This is a genomic window from Phytobacter sp. MRY16-398, from assembly GCF_003925915.1.
Taxonomy (GTDB): domain Bacteria; phylum Pseudomonadota; class Gammaproteobacteria; order Enterobacterales; family Enterobacteriaceae; genus Phytobacter; species Phytobacter diazotrophicus.
The window spans coordinates 1,533,360-1,551,277 of the sequence record NZ_AP018756.1; the positions used below are offsets into that span (position 1 = coordinate 1,533,360).

At 51.4% G+C, this 17,918-nt stretch carries 17 protein-coding genes, 6 tRNA genes and 1 other RNA gene; 9 read left to right on the plus strand and 15 right to left on the minus strand.

Annotated features, from left to right (window positions below; genetic code table 11):
* Positions 1–11 precede the first annotated feature (11 nt).
* Both cysM and pdxK read left to right on the plus strand, forming a co-directional pair.
* Positions 12–926: a cysteine synthase CysM gene (gene cysM, locus MRY16398_RS07450; RefSeq protein WP_125124100.1), complete on the plus strand. Its 915-nt coding sequence runs from the start codon at positions 12–14 to the stop codon at positions 924–926.
* Positions 927–928: 2 nt separating this feature from the next.
* Entirely contained in the window at positions 929–1,765 is an 837-nt protein-coding gene (pdxK, locus tag MRY16398_RS07455) for a pyridoxine/pyridoxal/pyridoxamine kinase (protein WP_039079735.1), read from the plus strand.
* 48 nt (positions 1,766–1,813) lie between these two features.
* Here pdxK and crr read toward each other — a convergent pair whose 3' ends face one another.
* The 5 genes from crr to cysZ all read right to left on the minus strand — a co-directional run bounded on the left by crr (position 1,814) and on the right by cysZ (position 6,650).
* Entirely contained in the window at positions 1,814–2,323 is a 510-nt protein-coding gene (gene crr, locus MRY16398_RS07460) for a PTS glucose transporter subunit IIA (protein ID WP_039079736.1), read from the minus strand.
* Positions 2,324–2,363: 40 nt separating this feature from the next.
* A complete protein-coding gene (gene ptsI, locus MRY16398_RS07465; protein WP_039079737.1) occupies positions 2,364–4,091 on the minus strand; it encodes a phosphoenolpyruvate-protein phosphotransferase PtsI in 1,728 nt (575 codons plus the stop codon).
* A 44-nt stretch (positions 4,092–4,135) separates the two neighbouring features.
* Positions 4,136–4,393 (minus strand): phosphocarrier protein Hpr, encoded by a 258-nt coding sequence (gene ptsH, locus MRY16398_RS07470; RefSeq protein WP_039079738.1) that lies wholly within the window; start codon positions 4,391–4,393, stop codon positions 4,136–4,138.
* A gap of 382 nt (positions 4,394–4,775) precedes the next feature.
* Positions 4,776–5,747, minus strand: coding sequence for a cysteine synthase A (gene cysK, locus MRY16398_RS07480; RefSeq protein WP_039079739.1), 972 nt, complete (start codon positions 5,745–5,747; stop codon positions 4,776–4,778).
* A 141-nt stretch (positions 5,748–5,888) separates the two neighbouring features.
* On the minus strand, positions 5,889–6,650 hold the full coding sequence (gene cysZ / locus MRY16398_RS07485; RefSeq protein ID WP_125124101.1) for a sulfate transporter CysZ: 762 nt from the start codon (positions 6,648–6,650) through the stop codon (positions 5,889–5,891).
* 230 nt (positions 6,651–6,880) lie between these two features.
* Here cysZ and zipA point away from each other — a divergent pair, with 230 nt between their 5' ends.
* From zipA to MRY16398_RS07500, 3 genes are all read left to right on the plus strand, one after another.
* Positions 6,881–7,870, plus strand: a complete 990-nt coding sequence (gene zipA, locus MRY16398_RS07490; protein WP_197718603.1) for a cell division protein ZipA — start codon at positions 6,881–6,883, stop codon at positions 7,868–7,870.
* A gap of 71 nt (positions 7,871–7,941) precedes the next feature.
* On the plus strand, positions 7,942–9,957 hold the full coding sequence (ligA, locus tag MRY16398_RS07495; RefSeq protein WP_125124103.1) for an NAD-dependent DNA ligase LigA: 2,016 nt from the start codon (positions 7,942–7,944) through the stop codon (positions 9,955–9,957).
* The gene (locus MRY16398_RS07500; RefSeq protein WP_039079743.1) at positions 9,958–10,173 is read left to right on the plus strand and encodes a DUF3820 family protein; all 216 of its coding nucleotides are present in this window, start codon (positions 9,958–9,960) and stop codon (positions 10,171–10,173) included. It abuts the gene before it with no gap.
* Here MRY16398_RS07500 and MRY16398_RS07505 read toward each other — a convergent pair.
* Positions 10,170–11,159 (minus strand): bile acid:sodium symporter family protein, encoded by a 990-nt coding sequence (locus MRY16398_RS07505; protein ID WP_039079744.1) that lies wholly within the window; start codon positions 11,157–11,159, stop codon positions 10,170–10,172. The two genes, MRY16398_RS07500 and MRY16398_RS07505, sit on opposite strands and share 4 nt — an antisense overlap.
* A gap of 89 nt (positions 11,160–11,248) precedes the next feature.
* On the opposite strand from MRY16398_RS07505, the gene MRY16398_RS07510 reads away from it, so the two are divergent.
* Entirely contained in the window at positions 11,249–12,178 is a 930-nt protein-coding gene (locus MRY16398_RS07510) for a LysR family transcriptional regulator (protein WP_107223184.1), read from the plus strand.
* Here the strand turns inward: MRY16398_RS07510 and MRY16398_RS07515 are convergent.
* The 6 genes from MRY16398_RS07515 to MRY16398_RS07540 form a co-directional block, all read right to left on the minus strand.
* Positions 12,169–12,552 carry a FlxA-like family protein gene (locus tag MRY16398_RS07515; RefSeq protein ID WP_125124104.1) on the minus strand — a complete coding sequence of 128 codons (384 nt, stop codon included), beginning with the start codon at positions 12,550–12,552 and terminating at the stop codon, positions 12,169–12,171. The genes MRY16398_RS07510 and MRY16398_RS07515 overlap by 10 nt on opposite strands.
* 360 nt (positions 12,553–12,912) lie before the next feature.
* Positions 12,913–13,040: non-coding RNA, RtT sRNA (locus MRY16398_RS07520), on the minus strand.
* A gap of 29 nt (positions 13,041–13,069) precedes the next feature.
* A tRNA-Lys gene (locus MRY16398_RS07525) sits at positions 13,070–13,145 on the minus strand.
* Between the two features lie 4 nt (positions 13,146–13,149).
* Positions 13,150–13,225: transfer RNA gene (locus MRY16398_RS07530), tRNA-Val, on the minus strand.
* A gap of 46 nt (positions 13,226–13,271) precedes the next feature.
* Positions 13,272–13,347: transfer RNA gene (locus MRY16398_RS07535), tRNA-Val, on the minus strand.
* A gap of 44 nt (positions 13,348–13,391) precedes the next feature.
* Positions 13,392–13,467 (minus strand) — tRNA-Val (locus MRY16398_RS07540).
* A 257-nt stretch (positions 13,468–13,724) separates the two neighbouring features.
* On the opposite strand from MRY16398_RS07540, the gene gltX reads away from it, so the two are divergent.
* Positions 13,725–15,140 carry a glutamate--tRNA ligase gene (gltX, locus tag MRY16398_RS07545; protein WP_107224722.1) on the plus strand — a complete coding sequence of 472 codons (1,416 nt, stop codon included), beginning with the start codon at positions 13,725–13,727 and terminating at the stop codon, positions 15,138–15,140.
* 45 nt (positions 15,141–15,185) lie between these two features.
* Here gltX and MRY16398_RS07550 read toward each other — a convergent pair whose 3' ends face one another.
* Both MRY16398_RS07550 and MRY16398_RS07555 read right to left on the minus strand, forming a co-directional pair.
* Positions 15,186–15,581 (minus strand): YfeC-like transcriptional regulator, encoded by a 396-nt coding sequence (locus MRY16398_RS07550; RefSeq protein WP_079496194.1) that lies wholly within the window; start codon positions 15,579–15,581, stop codon positions 15,186–15,188.
* A gap of 1 nt (position 15,582) precedes the next feature.
* Entirely contained in the window at positions 15,583–15,945 is a 363-nt protein-coding gene (locus MRY16398_RS07555; protein WP_039079749.1) for a YfeC-like transcriptional regulator, read from the minus strand.
* A 220-nt stretch (positions 15,946–16,165) separates the two neighbouring features.
* Between MRY16398_RS07555 and MRY16398_RS07560 the strand changes: the two genes are divergently transcribed.
* Positions 16,166–16,241, plus strand: a tRNA-Ala gene (locus MRY16398_RS07560).
* Positions 16,242–16,281: 40 nt separating this feature from the next.
* Positions 16,282–16,357: transfer RNA gene (locus MRY16398_RS07565), tRNA-Ala, on the plus strand.
* A gap of 265 nt (positions 16,358–16,622) precedes the next feature.
* Here MRY16398_RS07565 and MRY16398_RS07570 read toward each other — a convergent pair.
* Positions 16,623–17,810 (minus strand): NupC/NupG family nucleoside CNT transporter, encoded by a 1,188-nt coding sequence (locus MRY16398_RS07570; protein WP_039079750.1) that lies wholly within the window; start codon positions 17,808–17,810, stop codon positions 16,623–16,625.
* Positions 17,811–17,918: the final 108 nt, after the last annotated feature.

A 17,918-nucleotide genomic window follows, 5' to 3' on the forward strand; every position in this document is an offset into this window, starting at 1 on the left:
GGACAGGGTGAGTGAACAATACATTAGAGCAAACCATCGGCAACACGCCGCTGGTCAGATTGCAACGTCTTGGACCCGATAACGGTAGTGAGATCTGGGTCAAACTGGAAGGGAACAATCCGGCGGGTTCGGTCAAAGACAGAGCCGCGTTATCGATGATTGTTCAGGCGGAAAAGCGCGGCGAAATCAAACCGGGCGATGTCCTGATCGAAGCGACCAGTGGCAACACCGGTATTGCTCTGGCAATGATTGCTGCGCTCAAAGGCTACCGCATGAAGCTGCTGATGCCGGATAACATGAGTCAGGAGCGTCGCGCCGCGATGCGCGCCTATGGCGCAGAACTGATTCTGGTCACCAAAGAGCAGGGTATGGAAGGCGCGCGTGACCTTGCGCTATCCATGGCTCAGTGCGGCGAAGGCAAGCTGCTGGATCAATTTAATAATCCCGATAACCCCTACGCACATTACACGACCACCGGGCCAGAAATCTGGCAACAAACGGCGGGGCGAATCACCCATTTTGTCTCCAGCATGGGGACGACCGGGACAATCACCGGCGTATCACGTTTCCTTCGCGAGCAAGAAAAAGCGGTCTCCATTGTTGGCTTACAGCCGGAAGAGGGGAGCAGCATTCCGGGTATTCGTCGCTGGCCTGCGGAGTATATGCCGGGCATTTTCAATGCTTCGCTGGTGGATGAGGTGCTGGATATTCATCAGCGTGATGCGGAGAATACCATGCGCGCGCTGGCGGTACAGGAAGGTATTTTTTGTGGCGTGAGTTCGGGCGGCGCGGTTGCTGGCGCACTGCGCATTGCGAAAGCAAATCCGGGAGCGGTCGTTGTTGCTATCATTTGTGATCGTGGCGATCGTTATCTCTCAACGGGCGTATTTGGCGAAGAAAGCTATTCACAGGGAGCAGGGATCTAAGTATGGAAATGATCTTATTCAGGGACAAAACCCGTGCGCAGCAGACCGATATCGTTGCTGTACAGTCGCAAGTTGTCTATGGCAGCGTAGGCAACAGTATCGCGGTACCGAACATCCGTCAGCATCGTCTGAGCGTGACGGCAGTGCCTACGGTGCTTTTCAGTAATACTCCCCATTACGATACCTTTTATGGCGGCATCATTCCTGACGAGTGGTTCAGCGGCTATTTGCAGGCGTTGGAAGAGCGCGATATCTTGCGCGAACTGAAAGCGGTAACAACAGGTTATATGGGCAGCGCCAGCCAGATTGCGCTTCTGGCGCAGTGGTTAAAAACGCTAAAAGAGAAACACCCACATTTGCCGGTGCTCGTCGACCCTGTCATCGGCGATATCGACAGTGGTATGTACGTGAAGCCTGAGATTCCCGAAGCCTATTGCCAACATTTGTTGCCGCTGGCGCAGGGGATTACACCCAATGTTTTCGAGCTCGAAATTCTGAGCGGTAAACACTGCCGCGATATGCAAAGTGCGGTGGAGGCAGCGAAAGGGCTGCTCTCTGACACCTTGCAGTGGGTTGCCATTACCAGCGCGCCAGTCCCTTCTGATGATAACTGCATTCATGTGGTTCTGGTGACGAAGGAGAGCGTTGAAATAAGTTCTCACCCGCGTATTGCGGCGGATTTAAAAGGAACCGGGGATCTGTTCTGCTCTGAGCTGGTCAGTAATATTGTCCAGGGGAAACCGTTGGCCGAGGCGGTAAATGGGGCGGGGGCGCGCGTGACTGACGTTATGCGCTATACGCTGGAGAAAGGCTACGACGAGCTGATTCTTCCGGCGTAACAAACAAAAATGGCACCGCAAGGGTGCCATTTTTATATGCATCAAGAATTACTTCTTAATACGAATAACCGGGGTTTCACCAACGGTAACGCTACCGGTCAGTTTAATCAGTTCTTTGATTTCGTCCATGTTGGAGATAACAACCGGAGTCAGGGTAGACTTGGCTTTCTCTTCCAGCAGCGGCAGATCGAATTCAATAACCGGGTCGCCGACTTTCACGCGCTGACCTTCTTCTGCGATACGTTTGAAACCTTCGCCTTTCAGTTCAACGGTGTCGATACCGAAGTGAACGAACAGCTCAATGCCGCTATCGGATTCGATAGAGAAGGCATGGTTGGTTTCAAAGATTTTGCCGATAGTACCGTCAACAGGCGCTACCATTTTGTTGCCAGTTGGTTTGATAGCAATGCCATCACCAACGATTTTCTCAGCGAATACAACATCCGGAACATCTTCAATGTTGACGATTTCGCCGGAAAGCGGAGCAACAATCTCAATGGTTCCAGTGTCTTTTTTATCATCAGAAACCAGAGATTTCAGTTTATCGAACAAACCCATGATCTTCTCCTAAGCAGTAATTTGGGCCGCATCTCGTGGATTAGCAGATTGTTTTTTCTTCAATGAACTTGTTAACCAGCGTCATTAACTCGTCCGTTGTCGGTTGGGCAAGAGCCTGCTCTGCTAAAACCTTCGCATCTTCGAAGTTAGTATTGCGAATAATCTTCTTAATGCGCGGGATAGAAATGGCACTCATACTGAATTCATCCAGACCCATCCCCAGCAACAGAAGTGTAGCACGTTCGTCGCCTGCAAGCTCACCACACATACCGGTCCACTTACCTTCTGCATGAGATGCATCAATAACTTGCTTGATGAGAGTCAGTACAGACGGCGACATCGGCTGGTAAAGATGTGAAATCATATCATTACCACGGTCAACTGCCAGAGTGTACTGCGTTAAATCATTGGTACCGATACTAAAGAAATCAACCTCTTTGGCTAAATGACGAGCAATAGTGGCGGCAGCAGGGGTTTCGACCATCACGCCAACTTCAATTGTCTCGTCAAAAGCTTTACCTTCGTCACGCAGTTCCTGTTTGTAGATTTCGATCTCTTTTTTCAGTGCACGCACTTCTTCAACAGAGATGATCATTGGGAACATGATGCGCAGTTTACCGAAAGCGGAAGCACGTAGAATCGCACGTACCTGGTCGCGCAGGATCTCTTTGCGATCCATGGCGATACGCACTGCACGCCAGCCCAGGAACGGGTTTTCTTCTTTCGGGAAATTCATATATGGCAGCTCTTTGTCGCCGCCAATGTCCATGGTACGTACGATAACGGCCTGAGAACCACAGGCTTCGGCAACCGCTTTGTATGCTGCAAACTGTTCTTCTTCAGTCGGCAGGGACTCGCGGTCCATGAACAGGAATTCGGTACGGTAGAGACCTACACCTTCCGCGCCGTTACGCTCAGCGCCTGCGACGTCGCGCACGGTACCGATGTTGGCACAGACTTCGACCTGGTGGCCGTCCAGCGTGATGGCTGGCAGGTCTTTCAGTTTAGCCAGTTCGGCTTTCTCTTCGGCTACCTGAGCCTGCGTGTTACGCAGCGTCTCAACTTCTTGTTCGGTCGGGTTAACGTATACTTTGTTGTTAACCGCATCGAGAATCAGATAGTCGTCATTTTTTACCTGAGAGGTGACGCTGCCGGTACCCACAATCGCAGGCAGTTCCAGAGAACGCGCCATGATGGAGGTGTGGGAAGTACGGCCACCCATGTCAGTAATGAAACCGAGGACCTTGTTCAGGTTCAACTGTGCGGTTTCTGACGGGGTCAGGTCAGCGGCAACCAGAATCACTTCGTCCTGAATAGCGCTCAGGTCGATGATAGGCATGCAAAGAATATTGCGCAGCAGACGCTTACCGATATCACGTACGTCAGCCGCACGTTCTTTCAGGTATTCATCGTCCAGCTCTTCAAGGGCAGTCGCCTGACCTTCGATAACTTCATGAGCCGCCGCGTCGGCAGTCATGTGCTTATCTTTAATCAGGGCTATGATTTCCTGCTCCAGCTCCTCATCTTCGAGCAACATAATGTGGCCTTCGAAGATAGCTTCTTTTTCTTCACCGAAAGTTTCGCCAGCTTTCGTTTTGATCGCTTCAAGCTGCGCTGATGCCTTGGCACGACCGCTCAGGAAACGCTCAACTTCCTGGTCAACCTTATCGGCAGAAATTTTTTTCCGGTCAATGACGATTTCGTCTTCTTTCAGCAGAAGTGCTTTGCCAAAAGCGATACCCGGGGATGCTAAAATGCCTGAAATCATAACCCTACCTTACTTGTGACTGATCTTTAAAAGAACCCGGGAAATTACTCGAGTTCTGCCATCAGTTTAACCAGATGTTCAACTGCTTTTTGTTCGTCTTCGCCTTCTGCGGTCAACGTCACGACAGTACCCTGAGTCAGGCCCAGAGTTTGCAGTTTGAACAGGCTTTTTGCGCTGGCGCTTTTGCCGTTGGAAGTCACAGTGATCTCAGAAGTGAAGCCTTTCGCTTCTTTAACAAACTGAGCAGCAGGGCGGGTGTGCAGACCGTTCGGAGCGGTAATGGTAACTTCTTGCTGGAACATTGTATTTCCCCAACTTATAGGTTTAGTGTTGTGGAACTAAAGTCTAGCCTGGCGGCTGGACTTTAGCCTGTATCGTTAGCGCCGGCGTTACGGTATACGACTCAGAAGCGTGGAAAACACGATCCGGTGCTGGCGCTTCTGGCCTTTGACGTTTCGCACGTCATTAAACATTATGCAGCGAAAGCGAGAATTGAACCAAATCATAAAATCGATTCAGCTTCGTGAAATCAGAAACCGATTAATTTCGCGCATCAAAATAAATGTGATGGTTAAATACCAGACCCGAGGAGTCTAATCAATGCCAGGAGGGGTGAAACTTTGATGTGCTCCACAAAAAAGCACCTTCTCAGGTGCTTTTTTGCGCTCTTTTAACAATCTGGCATCACTGTTGCAGTTCTTTTTCAGTAAACAGATCGGCAAACAACGCGGTGCTCAAATAACGCTCACCAGAGGACGGCAGGATAACCACAATATTCTTGTTAGTAAAGGTTTCATCTTCCTGCAGTTTCAGTGCAGCGGCGACGGCAGCACCGGAAGAGATGCCCGCAAGAATACCTTCTTCTTCCATCAGACGGCGTGCAGTACTGATCGCTTCTTCATTGGTAATTTTTACCACTTTGTCGATCAGTTTTAAATCAAGGTTGCCCGGAATGAAACCAGCGCCAATCCCCTGGATTTTGTGCGGGCCTGGTTTCAGCTCTTCGCCTGCCAGCGCCTGGGAGATAACCGGGGAATCGGTCGGCTCAACTGCTACGGTGATCAGGTCTGATTTGCCTTTTGTGCCTTTAATATAGCGAGACACGCCGGTCAGCGTACCGCCGGTGCCCACGCCAGAGATAAATACGTCCACCTGACCGTCGGTATCTTCCCAGATTTCCGGGCCCGTGGTTTTTTCATGAATTTCCGGGTTAGCCGGATTGCTGAACTGCTGCAGCAGGAGATATTTAGAGGGATCGCTGGCGACAATTTCTTCCGCTTTCTGAATCGCGCCTTTCATGCCTTTCGCGCCTTCGGTCAGCACCAGATTCGCGCCCAGCGCTTTGAGCAGCTTACGGCGTTCGATGCTCATGGTTTCAGGCATTGTCAGGGTCAGTTTGTAACCGCGAGCTGCGGCAACATATGCCAGTGCGATACCGGTGTTGCCACTGGTCGGTTCAACCAGTTCAATGCCCGGTTTCAGCACGCCGCGTTTTTCGGCATCCCAAATCATATTGGCACCGATACGGCATTTAACGCTGAAGCTCGGGTTACGGGATTCTACCTTTGCCAGGATGCGTCCATTACCGATGCGGTTCAGTCGAACCAGCGGCGTGTGACCGATAGTCAGCGAGTTATCTTCAAAAATCTTACTCATGGCCTGTCCTTAACTGTATGAAATTTGGGAACCACCCCAGCATACCCACTTACTGTCCCTGGGGAAGTAAGGAATTCGCATATCTATATGCTGAGCCGAAATAATGGTAACCAGTATGGAATAAGAACCGGAATAATTCCTTTAGCGCCAGGCGGCGTTCTTTTCACGAAAACAGTCGACCCACATTGCGGTTGCACCGCAGACTGCAACTGGCATCACGACCAGATTCAATACCGGAATCAGGGTGAACAGGCTGGTAAGCGCGCCAAATTGCATGTTCGTTACCTTACGTGTCCGCAAGGCGACGCGCATCTCTTTGAACGGCACTTTGTGATTATCAAACGGGTAATCACAGTACTGGATGGCCAGCATCCAGGCGCTGAACAAAAACCACAGCACAGGCGCGACGGTTTGACCGATACCCGGAATGAAATAGAGCAGTAATAAAACGAGCGCGCGTGGCAGATACCAGGCAAGCTTCTGCCATTCGCGCTTCATAATACGCGGGATATCTTTAATGATGGCGGATACGCCGGCATCGGGCGGCGTCGCACCGGTTAAGCGGGCCTCAAGCTGTTCGGCGAGCAGGCCATTGAACGGTGCGGCAATCCAGTTGGCGATAGTGGAGAAGAAATAGCTGAACACCAGCAGGATTGAAACAACCGCAATTGGCCAGAGCAAATAGCTGAGCCACTGTAACCAGCCAGGAACATGGCTCATAAGCGCGGGGATCCAGTTGTCGAGGCGGGTAAATAGCCATGCAAAAGCGCCCCCCATCAATATGATATTGACGAGAAGCGGCAAAATGACGAAACGGCGAATGCCCGGCAGCGTGATGAGCTTCCAGCCTTGAGAAAAATAGAAAACGCCGCTGCGTGATGAGGTTGGGGAAGATGAAACCATAGCCGGGCAATACTCCTTTTATTACAGCCAGAAAAGCAAAAACCTATATTATCTGTTCGCAGGTGAAAAAACCCGTTCGGAAATGTTCGAAAAAACAGCAAAAAGCACAATTTCGTTCATCTTTATGCTGTGAAAGGCATGTGTACACTTGCACTTGACGTAATCGGCAAATACTCTTAGTGAGTAAATGTTTGCCGTGTTGGCAAGGTGTTAGAACAACAGAGAATATAATGATGCAGGATTTGCGTCTGATATTAATCATTGTTGGCGCGATCGCCATAATCGCTTTACTGGTTCACGGTTTCTGGACCAGTCGTAAAGAACGTTCCTCAATGTTCCGCGATCGACCGTTAAAACGTATGAAGTCGCGACGTGACGACGATGACGCCTACGACGAGGATGTCGAAGAAGATGACGACAGCGTGGGCGAAGTCCGCGTTCATCGGGTAAACGCGCCGCCAAAAGCGGGAAGTGAACCTGAGGCTCCGCGTCAACAGCCACAGCATCAGTATCAACCTCCGTACGCGTCGGCGCAGCCTCGCGCAACTGCTGCCCCTGCCCGCCATGAAGAGCGTCAGGCGCAGCCGTCTGCTCAGCCGGCACAGCGTGCGCCGCAGGTGGAGCCGCAGCAGCCCGTTCAGGAGCCGCGTGAGCGCGAATTTGCTCAGCCTGTGGCACCTGCACAGCCACAGCAACCTGCGTTTACGGCGGCACAGCCGTCGCATCATGAACCTGTCGCGCAGCCTGAGCCTGAACCTGAGCATATTGAAGAAGCCCCGGTTGCGGAAAAACCGCAGCGTAAAGAGACGGTCATTATTATGAACGTCGCGGCGCATCAGGGCAGCGCGCTACAGGGTGAGCTATTGCTCAACAGTATTCAGCAGGTTGGTTTCAAGTTTGGCGATATGAGCATTTTCCATCGCCATCTCAGCCCGGACGGTAGCGGTCCTACGCTGTTCAGCCTGGCCAATATGGTTAACCCAGGAACATTTGATCCGGAGCGGATGAGCGAACTCACCACGCCTGGTATCACTATGTTTATGCAGGTGCCATCTTACGGTGACGAGCTGCAAAACTTTAAACTGATGCTGCAAGCCGCGCAGTACATTGCTGATGAAGTTGGCGGCGTGGTGCTTGATGATCAGCGTCGTATGATGACTCCGCAGAAGCTGCGTGAGTATCAGGACAGAATCCGTGAAGTCAGGGACGCAAACGCGTAACGGCCACGGTTGCTTCGTTATTTCCCCAGAACCCCCGCCCGTCGGGGGTTTTTTATCATTGATGGTGCGACATGGAATCAATCGAACAAAAGCTCACTGAACTACGAACCACTCTTCGCCATCACGAATATCTTTATCATGTCATGGATACGCCTGAGATCCCGGATGCGGAATATGACAGGCTGCTGCGTGAACTCCGCGAGCTTGAGGCGCAGCATCCTGATCTCATCACGCCGGATTCACCCACACAGCGTGTGGGTGCCGCGCCGCTGGCCTCATTTAGCCAGGTACGCCATGAAATCCCGATGCTGTCGCTTGATAACGTCTTCGATGAGCAGAGCTTTCTTGCCTTCAATAAACGCGTTCAGGATCGATTGAAAAGTACCGATGCGCTCATTTACTGCTGCGAGCTGAAACTTGATGGCCTGGCTGTCAGCATCCTCTATGAAAACGGCGTGCTGGTGCGTGCCGCAACCCGTGGCGATGGGACGACCGGTGAGGACATTACCACCAACGTACGCACGATCCGCGCTATTCCGTTGAAACTGCATGGCGACAATATTCCGGCGCGTCTGGAAGTGCGTGGTGAAGTTTTCCTGCCCCAGGCCGGGTTTGAAAAAATTAACGAAGAAGCGCGTCGCACCGGAGGCAAAGTGTTTGCTAACCCACGTAATGCGGCAGCTGGCTCTCTGCGTCAGCTTGACCCACGTATTACGGCGAAGCGACCACTTACTTTCTTCTGTTATGGCGTGGGCGTGCTTGAAGGCGGTGAACTGCCCGATACCCACCTCGGACGCTTGTTGCGCTTTAAAGAGTGGGGTTTACCGGTCAGCGACAGGGTGACGCTGTGCGACTCGCCGGAGGCGGTGCTGGCTTTTTATCACAAGGTAGAAGAGGACCGCCCGACGCTGGGCTTTGATATCGATGGCGTGGTCATTAAGGTCAATTCCCTGGCGCTCCAGGAACAGCTTGGTTTCGTTGCTCGCGCGCCGCGTTGGGCGGTGGCTTTCAAATTCCCTGCCCAGGAGCAGATGACGTTTGTTCGTGACGTCGAATTTCAGGTGGGGCGTACGGGGGCTATTACCCCCGTTGCGCGGCTGGAGCCGGTACATGTCGCAGGTGTGCTGGTGAGTAATGCCACGTTGCATAATGCGGATGAAATCGCCCGCCTTGGTCTGCGCATTGGCGATAAAGTCGTGATTCGTCGTGCGGGCGATGTAATTCCCCAGGTGGTCAATGTGGTGGAGTCTGAGCGTCCTGATGGGACCCGGGAAGTCGTATTTCCAGCCCACTGCCCGGTATGTGGTTCGGATGTAGAGCGCGTGGAAGGCGAAGCGGTTACTCGCTGTACCGGGGGGTTGATTTGCGGCGCACAGCGCAAAGAAGCGCTGAAACATTTTGTCTCCCGCCGGGCAATGGATGTTGACGGGATGGGCGATAAAATTATCGACCAACTGGTGGAAAAAGAGTATGTCCATACGCCTGCCGATCTGTTCCGTCTGACGGCAGGTAAGCTGACGGGTCTGGATCGTATGGGACCGAAATCGGCACAAAACGTAGTCAATGCATTAGAAAGTGCAAAAGAGACCACATTTGCCCGTTTCCTGTACGCGCTGGGTATCCGCGAAGTAGGCGAAGCCACAGCGGCGGGGCTTGCGGCGTACTTCGGTACTCTGGAGGCGCTGGAAGCGGCTTCCATTGAGGAACTGCAAAAAGTACCTGATGTAGGCAAAGTGGTCGCGGCGCATGTCTTTAACTTTTTTGCCGAAGAGAGTAACCGCGATGTGATTGGCCAATTGCTGGCAGAGGGCGTGCGCTGGCCTGCGCCGGTCGTTATTAACGCCGAAGAGATAGACAGCCCGTTTGCCGGTAAAACCGTAGTGCTGACCGGTAGCCTGAGCCAGATGTCGCGCGATGATGCCAAAGCCCGCCTGGTTGAGCTTGGCGCGAAAGTGGCAGGCAGTGTGTCGAAAAAGACGGATCTGGTTATCGCCGGCGAGGCCGCGGGTTCCAAGCTTGCGAAAGCACAGGAGTTGGGCATTGCGGTGATTGATGAAGCGGAAATGCTACGGCTGCTGGGTGCGTAAATGGAAAAAGAACAGCTTATTGAGATTGCGAACACTGAGATGCCATTCGGGAAGTATCAGGGGCGGAAGCTGATTGATTTACCTGAGGAGTACCTGCTGTGGTTTGCCCGTAAGGATTCGTTTCCTGCAGGGCATCTGGGCGAACTTATGCAACTGGCTTTGCTGATTAAAACGGAGGGGCTGGCCCATCTGGTGCAGCCCCTGAAACGCCGTTAGGCTTTCGCCGTTTCCTGTGCCTGCAGTTTTTCTGTCTGGCGTTTGTAGCGACGTGCCAGTACCGCACAGACCATTAGCTGGATTTGATGGAAAATCATCAGAGGCAGCACCATCATACCTATCACTGATGTCGGGAACAGAATGTTGGCCATCGGAATACCGTTGGCCAGACTTTTCTTGGAGCCGCAGAATACGATGGTGATTTCATCCGCTTTATTAAACCCGAGTTTACGGGCCGCGAAGATATTAATCGCGATAACAATCGCCAACAGAACCATGCTGAATACCACGATAAACAGCAGTGAACCTACGCCTACCTTGTGCCAGATCCCATTAACAACGGCTTCGCTAAACGCGGAATAGACGACCAGCAGAATGGATGTCTGATCGGTTTTCGAAATCCACTTCTTATTACGTGCCACCCATGCACCCGTCCACCGGCGTGACAGATGACCCAGGACAAAGGGCAACAACAGTTGCAGCATAATTTTGCCAACCTGTTCCAGGCTCCCGTCAGCGCCATGCAGATTCATTAGCAGGCCAACCAGCAGCGGGGAGAGGAAGATGCCTAACAGGCTGGAGGCGGAAGCGGAACAGACGGCAGCCGCGACATTTCCTCCGGCAAGTGAGGTAAAGGCAATAGCCGATTGTACGGTCGCCGGCAGAATACACAGATAGAGGAAACCGGTGTAGAGCTCCTGGCTCACATTGACGGGTGACCACCAGACAAACAGTACCCCTAAAACGGGAAATAAAATGAATGTGCTGCACATCACCCACAGATGCAGTCGCCAGTGGCTACCCCCGGCAATAATCGCTTCTCGAGACAGTTTCGCGCCATGCATAAAGAACAGTAACGCAATGGCTGCGGTGGTCAGCCCTTCAAAGAAGGGAACAAAACCGCCGCGGGCCGGGAAGAAAGTGGCCAGCAGAACGGTACACACCAGCGTCAATGTAAAAGGGTCAAGGACACGAAAAAGTTTCATAAACACTCCTGAAATTCGGTGCCAACAGTTTGCGTTTTTTGTTTTGAGAAATAAAATTAATTTATTGAATCAATATATGAATTTATTAGATGAATTATTCGTTGCGACAGCTTCGTGTCTTTGTCACGGTAGCACATGCCAGAAGTTTCAGCCGGGCAGGGGATATTATTGGGTTAAGCCAATCGGCAGTGAGCCACAGCGTAAAAGAGCTGGAGCTGCAGACCGGAGTCCGATTACTCGATCGTACTACGCGTGAAGTGGTGCTGACAGAAGCCGGGCAGCAGCTCGCAGCCAGACTGGAAAGACTGCTTGAAGAACTGAATGACACGTTACGTGACGCCGGACGTGTGGGCCAGCAACTATCCGGTACAGTGCGCGTGGCGGCAAGTCAGACGATTTCGGCTCATTTGATTCCGCAATGTATTGCGCAGAGTAACCGTCTCTATCCGGAGATCGACTTTATGCTGCATGATCGGCCACAACAGTGGGTACTGGAGAGTATTCGCCATGGTGAAGTGGACTTTGGCATCGTTATCGATCCCGGTCCGGTGAGTGATTTGCAGTGTGAAGAGATCCTGGAAGAGCCGTTCTTTTTGCTCTGTCGTCACGATCACGCCTGGGCGACATCGCAAACCATACCCTGGTCAGCACTGCAAGATTCACGTCTTGTGGTTCAGGACTACGCTTCGGGCAGCCGTCCATTAATTGATGCCGCCCTGGCACAATTTGGCATCACAGCCGCTATCGTTCAGGAGATAGGGCATCCGGCCACGTTATTTCCTATGGTAGAAGCGGGGATTGGGATTAGCATCATGCCCGCGCTGGCGTTACCGTTGCCGCAGGGGAGCCAACTGTGTGTGAAACGCTTAAAGCCAGAGATTAAGCGTAAGATCATGCTGGTGCAGCGAAAAAATCGTTCGCTTTCGGGAGCCGCGCAGGCGATATGGGATGTGGTGCGTGAACAGGCCCGGTGTTTGAACCAGGCCCGGGAAGACGACCCGCTATTCCATCAGATGTAAATATCGATCTGGTTGTTGTCAGAAGGGGTGTTAACACCTTCTGGTTTAACAGCGAACTGGCTCTGTTTTTCGTCATTTTTTTTCTGCGCTTCCTCTGCCTGTTTGTATTCCAGTTGGGCCAGTTGCGCTTGTAACTGCTTGATCTCAGCCTGTAGCAGCTCCCGTTGTTTCTGGCTGTCAGCATCGGCACTGCCTGATGTCGCGAGATCTTTCAATTGCTGACTCAATTTAGAGATTTGCTGCATAATGTTGCTGATCTGCGAAGCAATATCGCTGTTTGAGGAAGACGAGCCGCCGGTGCTACTGGTGCTGCTTTTGCCACCGCTGATGCTGCTGGAAATCACAGTTGATGTGGTTGCCTGAATTGTTGTCATTTTTCTCTCCTCTCTAGCCCAAAACACCATTAACGGTGGAAAAATACCGCTGGCACATGCGGATCCGTGCCGCGCTCAGGGTATTATATCTCTATATTAAGCATAAATTATGGCAAAGCGTTATCAGACCTGCCTGCAGATAACTTAATGGTTTTATTGTTTTTACTATATGGGATAAGTTGGTTTTTTCGACTGGCTTTTTGGTGTTTTTAAAGGGTTTATTATCTTGCCAGGTAGGGCGAGTTTAATGGTTTTTATTCTTTCCTGTTCCTGGGCAGAGAGTAAGGAACAAAATACGTGTCGGAAGAAGAATGGTATATCGCAGATAGCAAAAAAGCGCCGCCAGCGCCATTTTTACATTGGTGGGTCGTGCAGGATGACTCGGCTTTGCCTCGCCCTTCGGGCCGTCGCCGCAGGCGGCTCCGTTGTCTCACTTCGTTCGACTCGAACCTGCTGCAGGTTCGAATCTTTTATATTGCAGATAGCAAAAAAGCGCCTTTAGGGCGCTTTTTTACATTGGTGGGTCGTGCAGGATTCGAACCTGCGACCAATTGATTAAAAGTCAACTGCTCTACCAACTGAGCTAACGACCCGAAGTGGTGGGTGATGACGGGATCGAACCGCCGACCCCCTCCTTGTAAGGGAGGTGCTCTCCCAGCTGAGCTAATCACCCACTTCGGTACTTCATATTGTTGTAAGAAATCCAGCTGGCGAGAAAGTGGTGGGTGATGACGGGATCGAACCGCCGACCCCCTCCTTGTAAGGGAGGTGCTCTCCCAGCTGAGCTAATCACCCACTTCTCAATTTCTTACATTACACGGCGGAGACTACCTAAGTAGTGGTGGGTGATGACGGGATCGAACCGCCGACCCCCTCCTTGTAAGGGAGGTGCTCTCCCAGCTGAGCTAATCACCCCCGCTGTGTGGAGTCGCATTATAGGGAGAGTTGAAAATGAGTCAACGCATTTTCAAAAGAAATTGTTCGTTCGTCGTAAAATTAAACAAACCGCTGTTGAATCGAGCGTGGGCGCATGATTTATATACAAAATACATATAGACGCTTGTGATTGTGGCAACAACATTGAGGAATCACCCCACAGTGATAGAATATTGCGACCTCAATTTCCAGGATTTGCCGGTTGTCGGCATATTTATCAAACGTAAGGCCTTTTCATGAAAATCAAAACTCGCTTCGCGCCAAGCCCGACTGGCTATCTGCACGTCGGCGGTGCGCGTACTGCTCTTTACTCCTGGCTTTTTGCACGTAACCACGATGGTGAGTTCGTGCTGCGTATTGAAGACACCGATCTTGAGCGCTCAACGCCAGAAGCTATTGAAGCCATCATGGATGGTATGAACTGGCTGAATCTGGAATGGGACGAAGGTCCGTATTTCCAGACCAAACGTTTTGATCGCTACAACGCGGTTATTGATGAGATGCTGGAAGCGGGCACTGCTTATAAATGCTATTGCTCCAAAGAGCGTCTTGAAGCGTTGCGTGAAGAGCAGATGGCGAAAGGTGAAAAACCGCGTTATGACGGTCGCTGTCGCCATAGTCACGAACATCATGCCGCGGATGAGCCATGCGTTGTTCGTTTTGCTAACCCGCAGGACGGTTCCGTTATTTTTGACGACCAGATCCGCGGGCCGATCGAATTCAGCAACCAGGAACTGGACGATCTGATTATTCGTCGTACAGATGGATCTCCGACCTATAACTTCTGCGTAGTTGTCGACGACTGGGATATGCAGATCACACATGTGATCCGTGGTGAAGACCATATCAACAACACACCGCGTCAGATCAACATCCTGAAAGCACTGAATGCCCCGGTGCCGGTTTATGCGCATGTATCCATGATTAACGGTGATGACGGTAAAAAGCTCTCCAAACGTCATGGCGCGGTCAGCGTGATGCAGTATCGTGACGATGGCTACCTGCCGGAAGCGTTGCTGAACTACCTTGTCCGTCTGGGCTGGTCGAGCGGCGATCAGGAGATTTTCTCCCGTGAAGAGATGATCAAGCTGTTCTCACTTGGCGCGGTGAGCAAATCTGCGAGTGCGTTTAATACCGATAAACTGCTGTGGCTGAACCACCACTATATCAACACCCTGGCGCCTGAGTATGTGGCGACCCATTTGCAGTGGCACATTGAGCAGGAAAATATCGACACCCGCAACGGCCCGCAACTGGCGGATCTGGTGAAACTGCTGGGCGAGCGTTGCAAAACGCTAAAAGAAATTGCGGCAAGCTGCCGTTACTTCTATGAAGATTTCGCTGAGTTTGATGCTGATGCCGCGAAAAAACACCTGCGTCCGGTCGCACGTCAACCGCTGGAAGTGGTGCGCGATAAACTCGCCGCGCTGGCTGACTGGACTGCGGAAAACGTGCACCACGCGATCCAGGCAACGGCTGATGAGCTGGAAGTAGGGATGGGGAAAGTCGGTATGCCTCTGCGCGTCGCCGTAACGGGGGCAGGGCAGTCTCCTGCGCTGGACGTTACCGTACATGCGATTGGTAAATCCCGTAGCATTGAGCGTATCAATAAAGCGCTGGATTTTATTGCTGAGCGCGAAAGTCAGCAGTAAGACGGCACATAAAACGAAAACGGCAGGTTTTACCTGCCGTTTTTTTTACTCCGCATCTATCGCTGTAATGCCAAGTCTTTGTAGAAAACCCTGAATTCCTTCGCGCGCGAGTAACACCACCAGCCGTTCTTGCTCAAGCGGCGTCATGTTTTGCAGCACGCCATTAATTTTCAAAAGCGCCGAGGTCTGTTTATCCGCTTCATAGTGTGGAAAGGGCTCAGCCAGCGAGGCCGGGGAGTGGCGTTGGCGCATGGTGGGTGTTTTCATAATGAAATGACGAACATTTTTATCGATATGGATAAGACGCGCACGACCGCCTTTTACGCCGGGCAAATTTTCCGTTGACCATTTTTGCTCGCGGATCCAACGATTCACCGTCTGTTTTGCCACGCCGAGAAAATCCGCCAATTCCTCAGTCGTCATTTTATCAGGTAGTTTCATCTTATTTCTGTTCACGAATACCCAGACGAGACAGCAAACCGGTAATGCCGTCGCGAAGTAACAATGAGGAAAGCTGTTTCTGTTCGGGCATTGTCATCTCTTTGGCCAGCGTCAGAAGCAGTGTTTCCAGAGTAGGATCTTTAGCAGTAAGAGAAGAGAACGTTATTTCATGGGCCGAGCGTTGGGCATTGCGGATAAATTCACGGACCTGCTCATTAACATGCACCAGCCGGGCTTTTCCACCCTGTACGCCTGGTTTAGGGGAAGTGACCCAGCCTTCTTTACGCACCCATTTATTGATGGTCTGGCGGCTGTAACCGGTAAGCTTCGCGAGCTCTTCCGGGGTCATTCGTTCCTTGAGCATGTTATTTCCAGAGTGGTTGTAGGGATAATTAGTGAATAATGTTATAGCATCATTTTATGCGAAAATGTGACATGTTTAACTACTGGCTGCGAGATGTTTCGCAATGTCTTTCATTTGCATGCTTTTTCAGCGATTGATTGCGACCAGATAATTTTGCCGTTGACACCTGGCGAGGGAATTCATATTATGCCGCCCGTCAACACGACACGCTTTACGCGATGGGGCTATAGCTCAGCTGGGAGAGCGCTTGCATGGCATGCAAGAGGTCAGCGGTTCGATCCCGCTTAGCTCCACCAAATCCTCCACCCAGGTGATTTGGTGCGTAAAGAACATTGTGGGGCTATAGCTCAGCTGGGAGAGCGCTTGCATGGCATGCAAGAGGTCAGCGGTTCGATCCCGCTTAGCTCCACCAAAATTCGAACCCTCGCTACGGCGGGGGTTTTTTATTTCTCCGTTTTGTCTCCTCATGTACATTCTTTCCAGGTTTAGCTGCAATTATGGGTTTATGAATATTACGCTGGTAAAAACAGTGATTGGGGAATTTGCCGAGACCAGGAAATAGCGCGCATTGTTAATGAACGCATCGGGACTATCTGCAAGGGATATTAACGGGGAAAGCGCAGCCGTTATTTGCGGCGGGGAAGAAATAAACCGGGGTTGCCCCCGGTTTATCTGAATTACAGTACCAGTGCCGCGATAGAGGCGGACAGGACGCTCACCAGCGTTGAACCGTAAACCAGTTTCAGACCAAAGCGGGAAACCACGTTGCCTTGCTCTTCGTTCAGGCCTTTGATCGCACCGGCGATAATACCGATAGAAGAGAAGTTAGCGAAGGAAACCAGGAAGACAGACAGGATGCCTTCCGCACGCGGAGACAGGCTGGATGCGATTTTCTGCAGATCCATCATCGCCACGAATTCATTGGAAACCAGTTTGGTTGCCATGATACTGCCCACCTGCAGCGCTTCTGAGGACGGTACACCCATTACCCAGGCAATCGGGTAGAAGATGTAGCCCAGAATCCCCTGGAAGGAGATGCCGAGGATGGCAGCGAACAGGGCGTTCAGCCCAGAAATCAGAGCGATAAAGCCGATCAGCATCGCCGCAACGATAATCGCGACTTTAAAGCCCGCCAGAATATACTCGCCCAGCATTTCGAAGAAGCTCTGTCCTTCATGCAGGTTAGACATCTGCAGGTTTTCTTCGCTCTCATCAACGCGGTACGGGTTGATCAGGGACAGCACGATAAAGGTGCTGAACATGTTCAGAACCAGCGCTGCGACCACATATTTCGGCTGCAGCATGGTCATGTACGCGCCAACAATTGACATCGAAACGGTAGACATCGCGGTAGCCGCCATGGTGTACATGCGGTTGCGGGACATTTTTCCGAGGATATCTTTGTAAGCGATGAAGTTTTCAGACTGACCCAGAATCAAGGAGCTGACTGCGTTAAACGATTCCAGTTTACCCATGCCGTTGATTTTGGACAGGACGGTACCGATAGCGCGAATAATAATTGGCAGTACGCGGATGTGTTGCAGGATACCGATCAGCGCAGAAATGAAGACAATCGGGCAGAGCACTTTCAGGAAGAAGAATGCCAGGCCTTGATCGTTCATTTTGCCGAAGACGAAGTTTGTCCCTTCGTTGGCAAATCCGAGCAGTTTTTCAAACATCTCGGAGAAGCCTTTCACAAAACCCAGACCCACGTCAGAGTTCAGGAAGAACCAGGCAAGCAAGACTTCGATCACGAGCAGTTGGACAACAAAGCGAATGCGGATTTTTTTGCGGTCACTGCTTACAAGTAATGCAAGCAGCGCCACAACGGCAAGCGCCAGAACAAAGTGCAGAACGCGGGACATATTTGCTCCAAATATGAGACGGGTAGAAATTTCGTGCACATTCTATGTAACAAGCGGAAAGAAAACGAGATCAAACACACAGTATATTAATGACCTGTGACCAGACTC

Coding starts and splice junctions, on each gene's coding strand:
- pdxK (WP_039079735.1), top strand. CDS start 929: ATGGAAATGATCTTATTCAGGGACAAAACCCGTGCGCAGCAGACCGAT.
- crr (WP_039079736.1), bottom strand. CDS start 2,323: ATGGGTTTGTTCGATAAACTGAAATCTCTGGTTTCTGATGATAAAAAA.
- ptsI (WP_039079737.1), bottom strand. CDS start 4,091: ATGATTTCAGGCATTTTAGCATCCCCGGGTATCGCTTTTGGCAAAGCA.
- ptsH (WP_039079738.1), bottom strand. CDS start 4,393: ATGTTCCAGCAAGAAGTTACCATTACCGCTCCGAACGGTCTGCACACC.
- cysK (WP_039079739.1), bottom strand. CDS start 5,747: ATGAGTAAGATTTTTGAAGATAACTCGCTGACTATCGGTCACACGCCG.
- cysZ (WP_125124101.1), bottom strand. CDS start 6,650: ATGGTTTCATCTTCCCCAACCTCATCACGCAGCGGCGTTTTCTATTTT.
- zipA (WP_197718603.1), top strand. CDS start 6,881: ATGATGCAGGATTTGCGTCTGATATTAATCATTGTTGGCGCGATCGCC.
- ligA (WP_125124103.1), top strand. CDS start 7,942: ATGGAATCAATCGAACAAAAGCTCACTGAACTACGAACCACTCTTCGC.
- MRY16398_RS07500 (WP_039079743.1), top strand. CDS start 9,958: ATGGAAAAAGAACAGCTTATTGAGATTGCGAACACTGAGATGCCATTC.
- MRY16398_RS07505 (WP_039079744.1), bottom strand. CDS start 11,159: ATGAAACTTTTTCGTGTCCTTGACCCTTTTACATTGACGCTGGTGTGT.
- MRY16398_RS07510 (WP_107223184.1), top strand. CDS start 11,249: ATGAATTATTCGTTGCGACAGCTTCGTGTCTTTGTCACGGTAGCACAT.
- MRY16398_RS07515 (WP_125124104.1), bottom strand. CDS start 12,552: ATGACAACAATTCAGGCAACCACATCAACTGTGATTTCCAGCAGCATC.
- gltX (WP_107224722.1), top strand. CDS start 13,725: ATGAAAATCAAAACTCGCTTCGCGCCAAGCCCGACTGGCTATCTGCAC.
- MRY16398_RS07550 (WP_079496194.1), bottom strand. CDS start 15,581: ATGAAACTACCTGATAAAATGACGACTGAGGAATTGGCGGATTTTCTC.
- MRY16398_RS07555 (WP_039079749.1), bottom strand. CDS start 15,945: ATGCTCAAGGAACGAATGACCCCGGAAGAGCTCGCGAAGCTTACCGGT.
- MRY16398_RS07570 (WP_039079750.1), bottom strand. CDS start 17,810: ATGTCCCGCGTTCTGCACTTTGTTCTGGCGCTTGCCGTTGTGGCGCTG.